Source organism: Arcanobacterium haemolyticum DSM 20595 (assembly GCF_000092365.1).
Taxonomy (GTDB): domain Bacteria; phylum Actinomycetota; class Actinomycetes; order Actinomycetales; family Actinomycetaceae; genus Arcanobacterium; species Arcanobacterium haemolyticum.
Genome location: NC_014218.1, coordinates 1,460,980 through 1,477,560 on the forward strand (window position 1 = coordinate 1,460,980; position 16,581 = coordinate 1,477,560).

The following is a 16,581-nucleotide window of genomic DNA, read 5'->3' on the forward strand; positions in this document are numbered from 1 at the left end:
GACAATGTCAGATAATGACACGCGCCAGAAAACGGACAAAAATAATAAAAATACACGAGCACCCTGAAGCCCGAGAAAAAGCGGCCCGGCATCCACTCACGGATACCGGGCCGCCTAACCCCTAGAATCACAATCTAGGATCAGAAATCGCCAACCATAGTAGTGACGTCAAGAGCCTTATTCAAAGTCTCTTCATCAATCTCTCCACGCTCAACAAAACCCAGATCAAGCACAGCCTCCTTGATGGTCATGTTGTGCTTCACGGAGTGTTTAGCAATCTTTGCAGCATGTTCGTAGCCGATGTGACGGTTCAGTGGAGTCACGATCGAAGGCGACGATTCAGCCAACTGCAAGCAACGATCTTCGTTAGCCACGATGCCATCAACGGTACGCTTGGCCAGGGTTTCAGCAACATTACCCAAGATCTCAATAGACTCAAGCAGGTTCTGAGCCATCACTGGGAGCATCACCAAAAGATCGAAGTTGCCCTGAGCGCCAGCAAACGCGATAGCAGCATCGTTACCGATAACCTGAGCCGCAACCTGAACGGTAGCTTCTGGAACAACTGGGTTCACCTTGCCCGGCATGATAGACGAGCCTGGCTGCAGATCTGGCAGGTGAATTTCACCAAGGCCGGTACGCGGACCGGAGCTCATCCAGCGAAGATCGTTAGCAATCTTCACGAAAGACACGGCAACGGTACGCAGTGCGCCAGAAGTTTCCACCAACGAATCCTGAGCAGCCTGTGCTTCAAAGTGGTTGGTTGCTTCAACGAATGGCTGGCCGGTGTGTTCAGCAATCAGTTCGATCACACGAGCAGAGAAACCAGCAGGAGTGTTAATACCCGTTCCAACAGCGGTACCGCCCAATGGAAGTTCGGCGAGGCGTGGAAGAGCAGCCTTCACACGATCGATTCCCAAACGCACCTGAGCTGCGTAGCCGGAGAATTCCTGGCCAAGAGTAATAGGAGTTGCGTCCATCAAGTGAGTACGGCCCGACTTGACGATGTGCTTGAATTCCACAGCCTTTGCTTCCAGCGACGTTGCAAGAACATCAAGCTTTGGAAGAAGACGCGTGTTGATTGCGTGAACAGCAGCAATATGGATCGACGACGGGAACACGTCATTCGACGACTGCGAGCAGTTCACGTGATCGTTTGGATGAACTTCGATGCCCGAAGCCTTGGTTGCGATCGTAGACAAGACTTCGTTTGTATTCATGTTCGACGACGTACCCGAACCGGTCTGGAACACATCAATTGGGTACTGATCATCATGCTTGCCTGCAATCACTTCATCAGCAGCAGCAACGATAGCAGCGGAGCGTTCAGCATCCAACGTTCCCAGTTCAAGATTCGCGAGCGCAGCAGCGCGCTTAATTTCAGCCAATGCGTGCACGTGTGCAGGAGTCAGAGTCTTCCCTGAAATTGGGAAGTTCTCAACTGCACGCTGAGTCTGTGCACGGTAAAGAGCATCAACCGGCACTCGCACTTCACCCATGGTGTCGTGTTCGATGCGGTATTCGGTCATGTCAACCTCCTTGTTTAGCGCCCGTGTTGGCGCGACATTTCCAATATTACTGCGGTGAACGAACGCACATCTAGGGCATTCGTCCACCGTAAGGTTTTTAGGCGCGAGCCGTGATTTCTACACGCTGGAATTCCTTCACATCAGAATATCCAGTAGTTGCCATCGAATGACGCAACGCCCCAATCAAGTTTGTGGTTCCCGTAGCATCCGTAGCAGGACCAAACAGCACCTTTTCCAGCGGGCCCGCAGTACCAACATGGACGCGTTCACCACGTGGCAAACGAGCATGATACGCTTCACCGCCCCAGTGGAAGCCCTGCCCCGGAGCCTCATCGGCACGAGCAAGAGCAGTACCCAGCATCACACCATCAGCACCACACGCAATCGCCTTCACCAAATCACCAGAGTGAGACACCTGGCCATCAGCAATCACATGAACATACCGGCCGCCAGTTTCATCCATATATTCGCGGCGGGCGGCAGCGACGTCGGCCACCGTCGTCGCCATCGGAACCGTAGCCCCAGCAGTACGCACGTTCGCACTTGTTGCGCCACCACCAAAACCAGCCAAAACACCAGCCGCACCAGTACGCATCAAGTGCAACGCAGCCGTGTACGACGCAACGCCACCCACAATCACCGGAACGTCCAATTCGTAAATAAACCGCTTCAAATTCAACGGTTCGCGATTAGACGACACGTGCTCGGCAGAAACCACCGTGCCACGAATAATAAACAAATCCACGCCTGCATCCACAACCGTACGCCAATGCTCCTGCGTACGCTGCGGAGACAACGCACCCGCAACCACAACGCCAGCGCTACGAATCTCCGCCAAACGCGCCGCAATCAACTCAGGCTTCACAGGCTCCTTATATATACGCTGCATCAACTTCGTAACATAACCCGGCTCCGCGTTCGCAATCGCATCAAAATGAGGTTGCGGATCCTCATACCGAGTCCACAACCCCTCCAAGTCAAGCACACCAACGCCGCCCAGCTTACCCAACGCAATAGCAGTCTGAGGCGACGTAACCGAATCCATCGGAGCACTCAACACCGGAATATCAAGCAAATTGGCATCCAACTGCCACGAAACCGACACATCATTCGCATCACGCGTACGACGCGACGGAACAATAGAAATATCATCAAACGAATAACCTACACGCGCGCGCTTACCGCGGCCAATCTCAATCTCTGCCACGCTCCCAAGCCTACCAGTTCCAAGGTGCCAGAGAACTATGTGGGAGGTAGTACGTAAGATGGGACGCAGACGGAAAAGAACGTGCGAACGGAGAATAAATATGTGGACTTCCCAGCCAATAGTTGGCTTTGACACCGAAACAACCGGAGTGGATCCCACCCGCGAACGGCTTGTTACCGCGTCTGTTGTGGTTGTAGAAGAAGATGGCGTCACCCGCCACTACTGGCTGGCCGATCCTGGAGTAGACATTCCATTGCAGGCATCGAACGTGCACGGGATTTCTACCGAACAGGCCAGGCGCGAAGGTGAACCCGTGGAAAAAGTATTGGGCGAAGTGGCCGATCTTCTTGTACAGCACATGGCCGCTGGGCATCCTGTTGTTGCCTTTAATGCGTCGTATGATCTGACGTTAATGGAATGCGAACTAGAACGGCACGGGCTGCCAACATTGGCCGAACGGTTGGGCGGGCCAGTTGGGCCCGTGATCGATCCGTATATGCTGGATCGGTCCGTTGATCGGTACCGGCGCGGCAAGCGGCGGCTCGAAAACCTGGCCGAACACTACGGCGTGGCTGAAGACGATTCTTTCCACAACGCAGAAGCCGATGTACTTGCCACCCTGCGCGTGCTCGGATCCATGCTCCGGCGCTTCCCCAAGCTCGCCGAAGATACACTGGAACACCTGATGGAAGTTCAGCAGCAAACCTACACCGAATTCCAGCAATACATGGCCAGCCGCAACGGCCAGCACATCGACGGGCCACTCCCCTGGCCGGTGGCTAAATAACCGGGGAATTGTTAGCCGCTTAAGCAGGCGGGTTGATTGCTCATGGGTACGGGGCTAGCCGCTAATGACTACGGGGCTAGCCGATGTACTTACCTCGTTAAACGGGTGGTGGGGTTTGCGCTTCGTGCGCAAACCCCACCACCTCAAGGTTCATTCAGGCTCCCTTAACCGTGATGCTTCACTTAGGAGCCCACATAGGCGATCACTGACGAATCAAGTAATCGAACGCGCTCAACGAAGCATTCGCGCCCGCGCCCAGCGAAATCAACACCTGCTTGTACGGAATATCCGTCACGTCACCAGCAGCGAACACGCCTGGCATGGACGTAGCGTTACGCTGATCCACAACAACCGCGCCACGGTTCATCTCAAGCGTGCCATTCAACCACTCAGCATTCGGAATCAAACCGATCTGAACGAACATGCCGTTGGCTTCGACACGCTGGAGTTCGCCGTCGGAATCCTTGAAAGTCAAACTGGTCATTTCCGAACCATCACCTTCAACCGACTCCAACGCGGCAGACGTATGAACCGTCACGTTAGGCAACGATGAAAGCTTCTCCAAGAGAACCTCATCAGCCTTCAGCCCCGGCATCAATTCAACAACAGTCACATGCGAACAAATACCCGCAAGATCAATCGCTGCTTCGATCGCGGAATTACCGCCACCAATCACGCCAACCGGCTTGCCCTTAAACAACGGACCATCACAGTGCGGGCAGAAGCTCACGCCATTGTTGCGATACTCGGCTTCGCCTGGAACACCAGTGGTGCGATAGCGAGCGCCAGTAGACAACACGACTGACTTAGCCTTCAGGCGAACATCGCCGTCAAACTCAACGGTGAACAGGCCATCTTCAGCCTTGTCGTTGAGCTTCGTAGCGATAAGACCGCTCATCACCTCAACGCTGTAGTTCGCCATCGACTGCGCAAGTTCGCCACCCAGCTCAGTACCGCCGATCTTTTCGAGAACCGTGAGGTTTTCAATCGACGCCGTATCCAGCACCTGACCGCCAACATTGTGCGTAGCCACACCAACACGTAAGCCCTTACGCGCCGCATAAACCGCAGCCGACGCACCAGCCGGGCCACCGCCAACAATCAACATATCGAACGGTTCGGCCGCATTGAGCTTTTCAGCTCGCTTCGAACCAGAGTTCGAATCGAGCTTCGCCACGATTTCAGCCAAACTCATACGACCCTGGCCAAACAGTTCACCATCCATGTAAACCGCTGGCACAGCCTTGATACCACGAGCGTTGACTTCGTCCTGGAAGGCGCCACCTTCAACTGCCGTGTGCTTGATCAGCGGGTTAATCACTGACATCGCGTTCAACGCCTGAACAACCGTTGGGCAGTTCTGGCAGGTCAGAGACATGTAGGTGACGAATTCGTGTGGTTCGCTCAGGTTCTTGATCGATTCGATGAGATCCTCATCCTCACGGACAGGGTGGCCACCAACTTGAACAAGCGCCAGCACGAAGCTGGAGAATTCTTCGCCCATTGGGAGACCCGCGATTCGAACAGAAACATCCGAATCCACGCGCGAAATAGCGAACGACGGCGTGCGTTCATTTGCTACTTCAGCAAACTCAATCATTGGGGAGAGTTCCGCAACCTGTGTGAGCATTTCACGCATCTGCTCGGAGCGTTTCGTATCGTCTAGCGACGCTTCGAAACGGATCGGCATCTTAACGTTTGTTACCAGTCCTTTAAGCTGAGCGATCGTGTTGGAATCGAGAAACATCAGAGCTTTCCTGCGAGATCGAAGGAAGGAGCAAGAGTTTCTTCGCCTTCTTCCCACTTAGCTGGGCAAACTTCGCCTGGATGGTTGTAAATGTACTGAGCAGCCTTAACCTTGCGGAGAAGCTCGGATGCGTTACGGCCAACACCTTCAGAGGTGGTTTCAACGTACTGGATAACGCCATCTGGATCGATCACGATGGTGGAACGATCTGCAGCGCCTTCGCCTGGGCGGAGGGTTTCAAAAGCTTCTGCGATTTCACAGGTTGGATCGCCCACCATTGGGAACTTGATCTTGCCAATGCGCTCAGATGTTTCGTGCCAAGCCTTGTGAGAGAAGTGCTTATCGGTGGAGAAGGAGTAAACTTCAACTCCCATTTCCTGGAACTCTGCGTAGTTCTCAGCCATATCTTCAAGTTCGGTTGGGCACACGAACGTGAAATCTGCCGGGTAGAAGAAGAGGATAGCCCACTTGCCCTTGTGATCTTCGCTAGAAACATCAACGAAAGAACCGTTGTGGTAAGCGGTTCCAGCCCACTGCGCAGCCTTGGTGTTAATCAACGACATAATATATTTCTGCCCTTCATAATCGAAGTGATACATAACAACACCAGTGACTATAGTCCCTAGAGGTGTGAATGAGAAGAGCGCTCCACTCCCGGCTTAATCACATCTAGAAATATTGACAAGTACTCTAATTTTCATCAACAGCCGCCTTCCATAACGTAAAATATACATGTTTTACTCAAAAAGGGGTATTATTAATAATCACGATAATAACCTCATTACGTTCAATGGCGAACCAGCTGAAGTTGACTCATTTAAAATATGAATCGCATCTGGAGCGAAGATGTAGCGCCTAACATTGAAAAAGAGCCCCTCTTCATTTTCTTTAATACATGGAAATACTCCCAGTTTGATCTCAATGAACAACTCACGTTGTCCCTATTTAGCGAAATCATCGCTGCCCATGGAGCCAATTACTTTGGGTTCAGCGAAATTTTAGGTTTATCCCAGGACTTACAGAAATATCGAGAAGCCAATAAAAAGCCACTGGCTCTAGTCATCCATATGAGCTAGTCGATGCTATATCTGAATTTCATGCGGGACTCCAAGAACTTGTTTCAGACCTCTTGAAGAAAAATAAAATCAAACGTATCTATATTGCAATCGACTTCGACATTGTTGCACAAGGAGTGAAGGAAAAATACGGAGCAGATTTTAGTGAAGATAAAGCTCGCGCCTTTTTCGATAAAACCATCCAAGTTCCCTTCAACTTGCCTATAAGTGCCTATAACGTAAGTGAGGCACTGAAGTCTTGGTTGGCGGGCCCCACGATTTCCCACGGAAAATTTCCCAACGACACGATAGATTTCAATCGCTATATTCGATCCCATGGGTCTGACCTTAAAATCACTAATTTCAACCCTACAGTCACAGAATGGGTGGATACAAAAACTGAAGACTTATACTTCAATGCTCTAGCCTGGCTAAAAGACTTACACAACAAATGCGAGCAAGAAAAGGACCAAGAAAACAACTAAGGCTGTAGTCGGGGCTCTAGTTTTCTAGAGCCCCGACTCTTACAACAGCACGTCAGCTAGCCGTGTAATTCGGCGCTGCGGCAATGTTTTGCACATCATGCGGATGCGATTCACGCAGGCCAGCAGCCGTAATGCGAACAAAGCGGCCACGTTTCATTTCTTCCATGTTATGCGCACCAATGTAGAACATCGTTTGATGCAGGCCACCCACAAGTTGGTATACAACCGATTCCACCGGCCCCTTGGCGGCCACTGAACCTTCAATACCTTCTGGAACGATCTTTTCATCAGACTTAACATCAGCCTGGAAATAACGATCCTTAGAATAAGAGACGCGGCCACGGGAGCTCATAGCACCCAACGACCCCATACCGCGATACGCCTTGAAGCGGCGGCCTTCAACCTGAACCACTTCGCCTGGAGATTCATCCGTACCCGCGAAGAGCGAGCCGAACATCACGGTAGACGCACCGGCCACGATTGCCTTGCCAATATCACCCGAATACTGCAAACCGCCATCTGCAATAAGCGGAACACCAGCAGGGCCACACGCCTGGGCAGCCAAATGGATCGCAGTAAGCTGCGGAACACCCACACCGGCAACAACGCGCGTAGTACAAATCGAACCTGGGCCAACACCAACCTTCACAGCATCCACGCCAGCATCAATGAGCGCCTGAGCACCTTCAGTTGTAGCAATATTGCCACCAATAATCTGAACGTTTTCAAACTGGGGATCTGCCTTAATCCGGCTGATCTGCTCCAACGCCAACTTGGCCGCACCATTCGCCGTATCAACAACAAGAACATCAACGCCGGCAGCAGCCAAAGCCTGGGCACGTTCCCACGCATCCCCCCAGTAGCCGATGGCAGCACCAACACGAAGGCGACCAGATTCATCAACAGTAGCCTTCGACGAATCGCCATCCTCCCAGTCAACCATCACGGGAGCAGCCTTCACTTCAGCGACCTGAGCTGCCTGATCTTCAATCGAAGAATTACGATGCAAAATACCAATACCACCCAAACGAGCCATCGCAATAGCCATTCGAGACTCAGTTACGGTATCCATCGCAGCCGAAATCAGCGGAACGCGAAGAGTAATTTTACGAGTCAAATAAGACGTTGTATCTACCTCAGACGGAACAACGTCCGTTTCTTCGGGAAGTAGGAGAACGTCGTCGTACGTTAAACCAACCAGAGCAAAAGGATTCTCAACCATTCTCTAAGTTTACGCGGTTCGCAAGGGAAGCGAAAATCCCGTACTACATTGCGACACAATCTATCTCAAAGTCGCCAAGATACACCCTTAGCACTTTTTGTCAATGCAAGCAACACCACACCACAGACAACCTAAAATCTCACTAAGCCTCTTGTTTTATCAAGGTTTACGTTGGTAACGTAGAGAAAGTTGAAAATTGCAAGAATGAACAGGACGTGACATTAGTGGTCGCCCGCATAAAGGATGTATCCGGAGCTCTCGTAGACTTCTGGGACTGGCAAGCACTCGGTAGCTGCAACAACATGGATCCCGAATTCTTCTTCCACCCAGAAGGAGAACGCGGAGGCCCACGCCGCCGCCGCATCGAACGCGCAAAGCGCATCTGCCAAACCTGCCCAGTGATCGATGAGTGCCGGGAATACGCACTCGTCAATCATGAACCTTACGGCGTATGGGGTGGCCTATCTGAAGAAGAACGCAACCGCCTCATTTCCGCCAAGCGCCACAGCCGTAGCGCCTAGCCAGCCTTATACAACGTCAAATGGGGAGCCAATCCCCTCCATTTTTGTGTCACTTATCCCCCGCACCCCACACAACCAATAACATCGCGTTCTTACGCAAAACTCACTTATTTCCGGTGATAGGGCCATATAGGGGCCTATCACCGGCTGTGGGTGATTTTTGCGTCAACTTCGCCGGTTACAACGGCGGATTCTGGAAATTACGCCACCCTCCCAACAAAAATGGGGCGCCACCCAGGCGCCCCATTTTTCATCTTCAGCTTCAGTGCGTGACTACTGCCAGCACATCGCGCTGCGAAAGAATCAGGTACTCATCTGCACCATACTTGACTTCGGTGCCGCCGTACTTGGAGTAAATAACAAGATCCCCAACCTGAACATCCATTGGGATGCGGTTGCCGTTGTCGTCAACGCGACCTGGGCCTACTGCAACAACTTCACCCTCTTGTGGCTTTTCCTTGGCAGAATCAACCAAAACCAAACCGGAAGCGGTGGTTTCTTCAGCTTCAACCTGCTTGATGACGATGCGATCGTCAAGCGGCTTGATGGAGACGGACATCCGGCTCCTCCTTCTTTTGCTCGAAAGTTGTAGTTTGTGGCTAAGTTCAGCCGTCGCGGGGGTCAAAACTTAGCATGCGTAGATTTCTCCACGTTCAGTATCAAGAGTAGAGCCCCATCTGGCACTCGGTCAAAAGGAGTGCTAGATATCGCTCAGCGCGAATTGGCGGGCCGTGAGAAAATGGTGGGCATGAATATGATCCAACTTCTTTGTACGCCTGATGGCCGCCGGTTACTTGAGTCGCTTCCTCCGTATAGTGCGGATGAGACGTTTTCGTTGACGGCTAGGTTACGTGCGGAGGGGTTTGCTCCTGAGCTGGTTGCGGCGGCGTTGACGCAGGCTCGGTTGCGTGCGAAGGCAGCGGCGAAGTTTGGTGATTTCGCGCAGGCTATGTTGTTTACTCACGATGGGGTTGAGCAGGCTACGCGGTTGAATGTTGCGGCTCATCATGGTGCCCGGTTCCGGAATGCGGGGGTTGCGCACGTGGTTGACGTGGGGTGTGGGATCGGTGCGGATTCGATGGGTTTTTCGGGGCTTGGCCTGCGGGTTAGTTCGATTGAACAGGATGAGGATGCGGCTGTGGCTGCGTCGCATAATTTGGCGCCGTTTCCTGAGGCACGGGTGATTCATGAGGATGCCCGTAACCTCACTTTGTCTGATTTGGGTGCGGATGCGTTGTGGTTGGATCCTGCGCGGCGTTCTGGAGGGAAGCGGATTGTGGATCCTGAGGAGTGGTCTCCGCCGTTTTCTCTGGCGCTTGAGTTGGCTGAGGAGTTTTCTGCGGCGGGGATTAAGGTTGCGCCGGGGATTGATTATTCGCATCTTCCTGATGATTCGCACGTTCAGTGGACGAGCGTGGATGGCGAACTTGTAGAGGCGGTTGTGTGGCGCGGGAAGGCGGCGCCGGTGCCGGGGCGTAGCGCGTTGGTTATTGCAGGTGGGGTTGCGAAAGTTTTTGTGACGACGACGCAGCCGCCTTGCACCCCATCTGAACAGGTTGAGCCACGCGATCTTGGTGCTTATCTGTATGAACCGAATGCGGCGGTTATTCGTTCGGGCGGTATTGCGCGGTTGTGTGCGGAGCATGATTTGGCTCCGGTATCTCGTAATATCGCGTATTTGACGGGCGATGAACCGATTGATTCGGCACTATTGGCATTGTTCGCGATTGATGCCGTGTTACCTCTTGATCTGAAGAAGGTTCGCGCATATCTTGCGTCGCAAGGCGTTGGGATTGTGGAGATTAAGAAGCGGGGAACTGATCTTGATCCGGCACTGTGGCGGAAGAAGTTGAAGCTGAACCCGAAGCATAAGAAGAGCGCTGTACTTATTGCGACTCCGGTGAATGGCAAGCACCAGATGCTTGTGGCGCACCGTTAACGGTGCGCCACAAGGTCCCCAGATGAACTTTGTATAGAACATCGCGGTTGGGCCGGTATCGGCACGCCGATACCGCAGGTTAAAATCAGCGGATGATCGTGGTTTCGCGTGCCAGACCGGTATCTACTGTGATGTTGAGTGGTGATGGTTCAACGCCGTTGCGGACCATCTCCCAGCCTAAGGCGGCGATCATTGCGCCGTTATCGGTGCAGTACCGGATTGGTGGGATACGAACTGTTACGCCGTATTCAGCTGCGCGTTCTTCTGCGAGTTCGCGAAGGCGGGAGTTAGCAGAGAAGCCGCCGCCGATCACCAACGTATCGCAATCGTTGCGCTTGCAGGCTTCGAATGCTTTACGGGACAGGACATCGGTGACTGCTTCGGAGAAACCAGCAGCGATATCTGCTTTTGGAAGTTCTTCGCCGCGAGCTTGGAGTCCTTCAATGTGGCGTGCTACAGCAGTTTTGAGGCCAGAGAAGGAGTAATCGTATGCGTGAACATCCTTATCTTTTACGCGGCTGAGGCCACGTGGGAAGCGGATCGCGTTGCGATCGCCTTCTTTGGATAGCCGATCGATGTGTGGGCCGCCCGGGTAAGGCAACCCGAGCAAACGGCCGACCTTATCGAAGGCTTCACCCGCTGCGTCATCTAACGTGCCGCCGAGTTCCACAACGTCTGTTGCGATGTTTCGAATATCTAACAGATGCGAATGGCCGCCGGACACCACCAGGCCAATGAAACGTTCAGGGAATGCTCCGTGAACTAGCTGATCCACAGCGATATGGCCAATAATGTGGTTGACGCCGTAGAACGGCTTGTTCAACGCCAAGGCCAACGATTTAGCGGCCGATACGCCCACAGTGAGTGGGCCAACCAAACCTGGGCCTGCGGTAGCGGCGATCGCATCCACGTCATGCAACGTGACGCCGGCCTTGTCCAATGCCGCATTCAACGTAGGCACGAACTGTTCTAAGTGTGCCCGCGAAGCAATCTCAGGGATAATGCCGCCATAACGCGCGTATTCATCCATTGACGTTGCGGTGACGTCTGCCAGTAGTTCCCCATCACGCACAAGCGCAATACCCGTTTCATCACACGATGTTTCTACACCCAAAATCAGTTCATTCACGGTTTCTAGTCTAATTGACTTCTCTGGCGTTGTGCCGTACCAACTGTGTAATGTTCGGGACATGTATGCGATGGCAACGCGAAAGGGCCACGGCGTTTCCGCCGTGGCCCTTTCCTGTGGCTAGGAGTCTTTACCGACCGTGTGCCATGGACTTCATCAAGTCACGGTTGAGCATGGAGATCAGCTCAAGTGGAACTTCCTTAGGGCAGGCTGCTGCACAAGCGCCAACGTTGGTGCAGCCACCGAAGCCTTCGGAATCATGCTGGTTGAGCATGTTCACAACACGATCCAAGCGCTCTGGCTGGCCTTGTGGAAGCAAGCCGAGGTGCATGACCTTTGCGGAGGTGAAGAGCATTGCGGAACCGTTCGGGCAGGCTGCCACACATGCGCCACAGCCGATGCAAGCTGCTGCTTCGAATGCGCGATCTGCGTGATCTTTTGGAACTGGCACTGCGTGAGCGTCTGGTGCCGCACCCGTATTGATGGAAATGTAGCCACCAGCCTGGACGATACGATCCAGAGCGGAACGATCCACAACCAGATCCTTCAGGACTGGGAATGCGGTGGAACGCCATGGTTCGATGGTGATCGTATCCCCATCCTTGAACGAACGCATGTGAAGCTGGCAGGTGGTGGTCACGAGTGGACCATGTGGATCGCCGTTGATGACGATGCCACACTGACCACAGATACCTTCACGGCAGTCAGAATCGAATGCGACTGGTTCTTCGCCCTTGGCAAAGAGTTCTTCGTTCAACTGATCGAGCATCTCCAAGAAGGATGCTGTCTCATCGACGTCGGCGATTGTGTGAGTATCGAAATGACCCTTATCGCCACGGCCATCTTGCCGCCAAAATTCAAGATTGATTTTCACTTGTAGCTCCGCTGCTTCATCTCGACGAATTCGTACTTCAGATCTTCCTTGTGGAGAACCGGTGCCCCGTCTTCTCCGCCCCACTCCCAAGCGGCCACGTAAGCGAAGTTCACGTCATCACGAAGTGCTTCGCCTTCTTCCGTTTGAGATTCAGCGCGGAAGTGACCACCACAGGATTCGCGGCGGTGGAGAGCATCGATACACATGAGCTCACCGAGTTCGAAGAAGTCAGCAACACGACCGGCCTTCTCCAAGGACTGGTTGAGTTCATCAGGATCGCCTGGAACGCGAACGTTCTGCCAGAATTCCTTGCGCAGTTCGCGAATCATACCGATAGCCTTCTTGAGGCCTTCTTCGGTACGTTCCATACCGCAGTACTCCCACATGATGTGGCCGAGTTCCTTGTGGAACGAATCCACGGAACGGGTGCCCTTATTGTTGACGAAGAATTCGATCTGCTTTTCAACAGACTGGCGTGCTTCCACAACTGCTGGGTGATCTTCGGTGATCTTTTCGAATGGACCATCTGCGAGGTAATCGTTGATGGTGTTTGGAAGAACGAAGTAACCATCAGCAAGACCCTGCATGAGTGCCGAAGCGCCCAAACGGTTTGCTCCGTGATCGGAGAAGTTAGCTTCACCGGTAACAAACAGACCTGGGATCGAAGACTGGAGATCGTAATCAACCCACAAGCCGCCCATGGTGTAGTGGACTGCTGGGTAGATACGCATTGGAACTTCGTATGGATCATCGCCCGTGATCTGCTTGTACATATCAAACAAGTTGCCGTACTTAGCAGACACAACATCCTTGCCCATGCGGTTAATAGCATCGGAGAAATCAAGGTAGACACCGCGTGCCACGCCGTCGATTTCTGGGCCTACGCCACGGCCATCATCACACATGTTCTTTGCCTGGCGGGACGCGATATCGCGTGGCACCAAGTTACCGAATGCTGGGTAGATGCGTTCGAGGTAGTAATCGCGATCTGCTTCAGCGATATCGCGTGGATCCTTCTTGCAATCTTCAGCCTTCTTAGGAACCCAAATACGGCCATCGTTACGAAGCGATTCGGACATAAGAGTGAGCTTGGACTGGGAAGAACCATGCTGTGGGATACACGTTGGGTGAATCTGGGTGTAGCACGGGTTACCGAAGTAGGCACCCTTGCGATGTGCACGCCAAATTGCCGTTGCGTTACACCCCATTGCGTTCGTGGACAGGAAGAAGACGTTACCGTAACCACCAGTACCAAGTACAACCGCATCAGCCAAGTGGGTTTCAACTTTACCAGTAGCCATGTCACGAGCAATGATGCCGCGTGCGCGGCCATCCACCACGATGAGTTCAACCATTTCGTGACGTGGATAGGACTTAACCGTTCCAGCCTTCACCTGGCGCATAAGAGCCTGGTAAGCACCGATCAAGAGCTGCTGACCTGTTTGACCACGAGCATAGAATGTACGAGAAACCTGAACGCCACCGAAAGAACGGTTATCGAGCAAGCCGCCGTATTCACGAGCGAATGGAACGCCCTGAGCAACACACTGATCAATAATGTTGGCGGAAACTTCAGCCAAACGGTAGACGTTCGATTCGCGTGCGCGGTAATCGCCACCCTTAATCGTGTCATAGAACAAACGGTAAGTTGAATCATTATCGTTCTTGTAGTTCTTCGCAGCGTTGATACCACCCTGTGCAGCAATCGAATGCGCACGGCGAGCCGAATCCTGGTAGAAGAACGCCTTAACGTTGTAGCCCATTTCACCGAGCGAAGCAGCACCAGCGCCACCTGCCAAACCGGTTCCAACAACAATAACGTTAAGCTTACGGCGGTTAGCTGGGTTCACAAGGCGAGCAGAGAACTTGCGTTCTTCCCACTTTTGCGAAATTGGCCCGGCTGGCGCCTTGGTGTCCGCGATTGGTTCGCCTGTGCGGTACAAGCCTTCGATCAAAGTTTCAGTCATGATCTAATCCCCTAAGCAACAATGAATCCGAGCAGGATGGCGGTTGGTGGCGTCATGAAGCCCACCAACACTGCCAAGCCGATAAGGCCAGCGATTGCCTTGAAAGCAGCCTGACGACGGCGAGTGTTCAAGCCCAATGTTGCCAGTGCAGACCACACGCCATGAGCAACGTGAAGAGCTATCGAACAGAGGGCAACAAAATAAATCAGCCAAACCCACCAGATCGAGAAGCCGTAAATCATGTTGTGGTACGGATCGTGAACGGAGTATGGGCCACCAAGCTGAAGTGCCAAAACGGTGTACTGAAGAATGTGGAACACGACGAACAGCGCAATAATAATTCCGCCGTAACGCATCGTTGCAGCCGTGTACGAGTACTTCAAACCAACCTTGGAGCCGCTATTAACCTTGTACTTTTCACGGCCACGAGCCTTGTTGCCACGTGCCCACAACTTAATAGCCGCATACATGTGCCCAAAGATGCAAAACAGGAGCGTGAATCGGAAGATCCACAGTGCCCACAGCTTAGGAAGGATCGGGTAGAGCAGACCGTGCTTCAGCCAGTCTGCATAATGGTTGTACTCTTCTGCACCAAGGAACATCTTGAAGTTTCCAAATGCGTGGAAGAGTAGGAAGAAAACAATAAACAAGCCGGTCACAGCCATGAGCACTTTGAGTGCCACGGTAGTCTTGCGACCGCGAATTTCTACAGATGTTGATTTAGCCACGGTTTGAAGATAGCAAATTGATCGGACAAAAACCGGGCCTTTAGTAGCAAAAAGTCCCATCTCTCCCCCAGGTTTACGACAGGGCCTTGCCGGGGTGTTTTGGTTTTCGGCGTTATATCAAGGCATGTAGCCTTATGACAGGTTCTAAAAATGCGCCGTGCCATTTATGTGAGTATTTGAGCGCGAAATTAAGATTCGCGTAGCATCACCACGGCGTCGTCGTCACTGTAATACCGTTTACGCACCGCAATCTGCCGAAAACCAGCATCCGCATACATTTTCTGTACGCCCTTGTGCGCCGCACGCACCTCAAGAAAAGCCCGGTTCGCCCCATAAAATTCCGCAATATTTAAGAGAGCAGCAAGAAGCTGATGCCCGATCCCACGCCGCCGAAAATGCGGGGACACAGCGATAGTGAGGATCTCGGCGTCGTCGTAATACGAAACCCCGCCAACCGCAACGATCTCTCCTAAAGAACGCAACGGATCCGGCTCATCCTCAAGAAGAAGATACGTGCGCTCCGCACCGCCCAACTCATCGCGCCACAACGATTCCGGCCACGCATCACGCCCAAACGCACCGCGATCGAAATCGGCGATGCGCCCGGCCCACGATACGGGAGGAATTCGAACCGAATATCCCGCAATCGTGGCCGGAACACACGAATCCAGAGATTTCATCAGCTAGCAGCGTATGGGTTGCCTTCAGCATGAGGTTGCGCGTGCGCTCCCCCATGCACATCCGGCCGGCGCAAATACTGCGGCTCCGTACCCAAATCCACATCTTCACCAGCGTCAACACGCGCCAAACGCGACTGGACTAACCGAACCATCACGCACGGATCAAACGCGACCGTGCAACGTTCAGCCCCAACTTCTGGATATAGATCAGTTTCAGAAACCGCCACCACAGCCGGCGCATCTTCGCACGCCGCCGCCAAATCCGCCGGCTTCCAAATATCGGCCGCATCGCGAGCCATCACGTCATCGCCACCCAGCGCACGGAACCGCTGAACAAAAGCTTCCTTACGGCGGGCGTCGATCATCGCCACGATCTCCTCCGCACCAGCATCAACTGCAGCCAGCGCCATCACGTCAAGCGAAGAAACGCCATACAGCGGCACATCCCATGCACGAGCCAACACGCGCGCAGTCACAAGCCCCGCACGCAAACCAGTGAACGCGCCCGGGCCAGTGCCAACAATCACCGCATCCGGCGCCTCCACCCCTGCTTCCGCCAAAGCATCACGCACCATCGGAGCCAACAATTCCGCATGGTGCCGCTTCTCGGGCGAAGTTGCCCACGAAAGCTGGCGGACTTCGCCCAGGGTCCAATCCGCCACACCAACAGCAACGCTAGCGCTGGTATCAATTGTGAGATAAGTAGTCATG

General features: G+C 53.2%; 17 protein-coding genes. 5 read left to right on the forward strand and 12 right to left on the reverse strand.

The window, feature by feature from the left end:
* Window positions 1-140: 140 nt before the first annotated feature.
* Complete coding sequence (locus tag ARCH_RS06625) at window positions 141-1,529, reverse strand: class II fumarate hydratase (protein WP_013170513.1); 1,389 nt, start codon at window positions 1,527-1,529, stop codon at window positions 141-143.
* 97 nt (window positions 1,530-1,626) lie between these two features.
* Window positions 1,627-2,736, reverse strand: coding sequence for a GuaB3 family IMP dehydrogenase-related protein (locus ARCH_RS06630; RefSeq protein WP_013170514.1), 1,110 nt, complete (start codon window positions 2,734-2,736; stop codon window positions 1,627-1,629).
* 100 nt (window positions 2,737-2,836) lie between these two features.
* Here ARCH_RS06630 and ARCH_RS06635 point away from each other — a divergent pair, with 100 nt between their 5' ends.
* On the forward strand, window positions 2,837-3,523 hold the full coding sequence (locus ARCH_RS06635) for an exonuclease domain-containing protein (RefSeq protein ID WP_013170515.1): 687 nt from the start codon (window positions 2,837-2,839) through the stop codon (window positions 3,521-3,523).
* A gap of 202 nt (window positions 3,524-3,725) precedes the next feature.
* Here the strand turns inward: ARCH_RS06635 and ahpF are convergent, their stop codons facing one another.
* Together ahpF and ahpC are read right to left on the reverse strand one after the other, a co-directional pair.
* Window positions 3,726-5,270 carry an alkyl hydroperoxide reductase subunit F gene (ahpF, locus tag ARCH_RS06640; RefSeq protein WP_013170516.1) on the reverse strand — a complete coding sequence of 515 codons (1,545 nt, stop codon included), beginning with the start codon at window positions 5,268-5,270 and terminating at the stop codon, window positions 3,726-3,728.
* The gene (gene ahpC / locus ARCH_RS06645) at window positions 5,270-5,833 is read right to left on the reverse strand and encodes an alkyl hydroperoxide reductase subunit C (protein ID WP_013170517.1); all 564 of its coding nucleotides are present in this window, start codon (window positions 5,831-5,833) and stop codon (window positions 5,270-5,272) included. The genes ahpF and ahpC overlap by 1 nt, the downstream gene beginning before the upstream one ends.
* Before the next feature lie 261 nt (window positions 5,834-6,094).
* On the opposite strand from ahpC, the gene ARCH_RS10130 reads away from it, so the two are divergent.
* Both ARCH_RS10130 and ARCH_RS06655 read left to right on the forward strand, forming a co-directional pair.
* The gene (locus ARCH_RS10130; RefSeq protein ID WP_041640405.1) at window positions 6,095-6,346 is read left to right on the forward strand and encodes a hypothetical protein; all 252 of its coding nucleotides are present in this window, start codon (window positions 6,095-6,097) and stop codon (window positions 6,344-6,346) included.
* An 8-nt stretch (window positions 6,347-6,354) separates the two neighbouring features.
* On the forward strand, window positions 6,355-6,810 hold the full coding sequence (locus tag ARCH_RS06655; RefSeq protein ID WP_111724884.1) for a P-loop NTPase fold protein: 456 nt from the start codon (window positions 6,355-6,357) through the stop codon (window positions 6,808-6,810).
* 52 nt (window positions 6,811-6,862) lie between these two features.
* Here the strand turns inward: ARCH_RS06655 and guaB are convergent, their stop codons facing one another.
* Window positions 6,863-8,032, reverse strand: coding sequence for an IMP dehydrogenase (gene guaB, locus ARCH_RS06660; protein ID WP_013170518.1), 1,170 nt, complete (start codon window positions 8,030-8,032; stop codon window positions 6,863-6,865).
* 236 nt (window positions 8,033-8,268) lie between these two features.
* Here guaB and ARCH_RS06665 point away from each other — a divergent pair, with 236 nt between their 5' ends.
* Entirely contained in the window at window positions 8,269-8,553 is a 285-nt protein-coding gene (locus ARCH_RS06665; RefSeq protein WP_041640968.1) for a WhiB family transcriptional regulator, read from the forward strand.
* Between the two features lie 262 nt (window positions 8,554-8,815).
* Here the strand turns inward: ARCH_RS06665 and groES are convergent, their stop codons facing one another.
* Complete coding sequence (gene groES, locus ARCH_RS06670; protein WP_013170520.1) at window positions 8,816-9,112, reverse strand: co-chaperone GroES; 297 nt, start codon at window positions 9,110-9,112, stop codon at window positions 8,816-8,818.
* Window positions 9,113-9,250: 138 nt separating this feature from the next.
* Here groES and ARCH_RS06675 point away from each other — a divergent pair, with 138 nt between their 5' ends.
* Entirely contained in the window at window positions 9,251-10,492 is a 1,242-nt protein-coding gene (locus ARCH_RS06675) for a class I SAM-dependent methyltransferase (protein WP_013170521.1), read from the forward strand.
* Between the two features lie 85 nt (window positions 10,493-10,577).
* Here ARCH_RS06675 and tsaD read toward each other — a convergent pair whose 3' ends face one another.
* From tsaD to tsaB, 6 genes are all read right to left on the reverse strand, one after another.
* Complete coding sequence (gene tsaD / locus ARCH_RS06680; protein WP_389401092.1) at window positions 10,578-11,612, reverse strand: tRNA (adenosine(37)-N6)-threonylcarbamoyltransferase complex transferase subunit TsaD; 1,035 nt, start codon at window positions 11,610-11,612, stop codon at window positions 10,578-10,580.
* A gap of 139 nt (window positions 11,613-11,751) precedes the next feature.
* Complete coding sequence (locus tag ARCH_RS06685; protein ID WP_013170523.1) at window positions 11,752-12,495, reverse strand: succinate dehydrogenase/fumarate reductase iron-sulfur subunit; 744 nt, start codon at window positions 12,493-12,495, stop codon at window positions 11,752-11,754.
* Window positions 12,492-14,462 carry a fumarate reductase/succinate dehydrogenase flavoprotein subunit gene (locus ARCH_RS06690; protein WP_013170524.1) on the reverse strand — a complete coding sequence of 657 codons (1,971 nt, stop codon included), beginning with the start codon at window positions 14,460-14,462 and terminating at the stop codon, window positions 12,492-12,494. The genes ARCH_RS06685 and ARCH_RS06690 overlap by 4 nt, the downstream gene beginning before the upstream one ends.
* Before the next feature lie 11 nt (window positions 14,463-14,473).
* The gene (locus ARCH_RS06695) at window positions 14,474-15,190 is read right to left on the reverse strand and encodes a succinate dehydrogenase cytochrome b subunit (RefSeq protein WP_170121734.1); all 717 of its coding nucleotides are present in this window, start codon (window positions 15,188-15,190) and stop codon (window positions 14,474-14,476) included.
* Window positions 15,191-15,378: 188 nt separating this feature from the next.
* Window positions 15,379-15,870, reverse strand: a complete 492-nt coding sequence (locus ARCH_RS06700) for a GNAT family N-acetyltransferase (protein ID WP_013170526.1) — start codon at window positions 15,868-15,870, stop codon at window positions 15,379-15,381.
* Window positions 15,870-16,580: a tRNA (adenosine(37)-N6)-threonylcarbamoyltransferase complex dimerization subunit type 1 TsaB gene (gene tsaB / locus ARCH_RS06705; RefSeq protein ID WP_013170527.1), complete on the reverse strand. Its 711-nt coding sequence runs from the start codon at window positions 16,578-16,580 to the stop codon at window positions 15,870-15,872. Before tsaB ends, ARCH_RS06700 begins: the two co-directional genes overlap by 1 nt.
* Between the last annotated feature and the right edge of the window lies 1 nt (window position 16,581).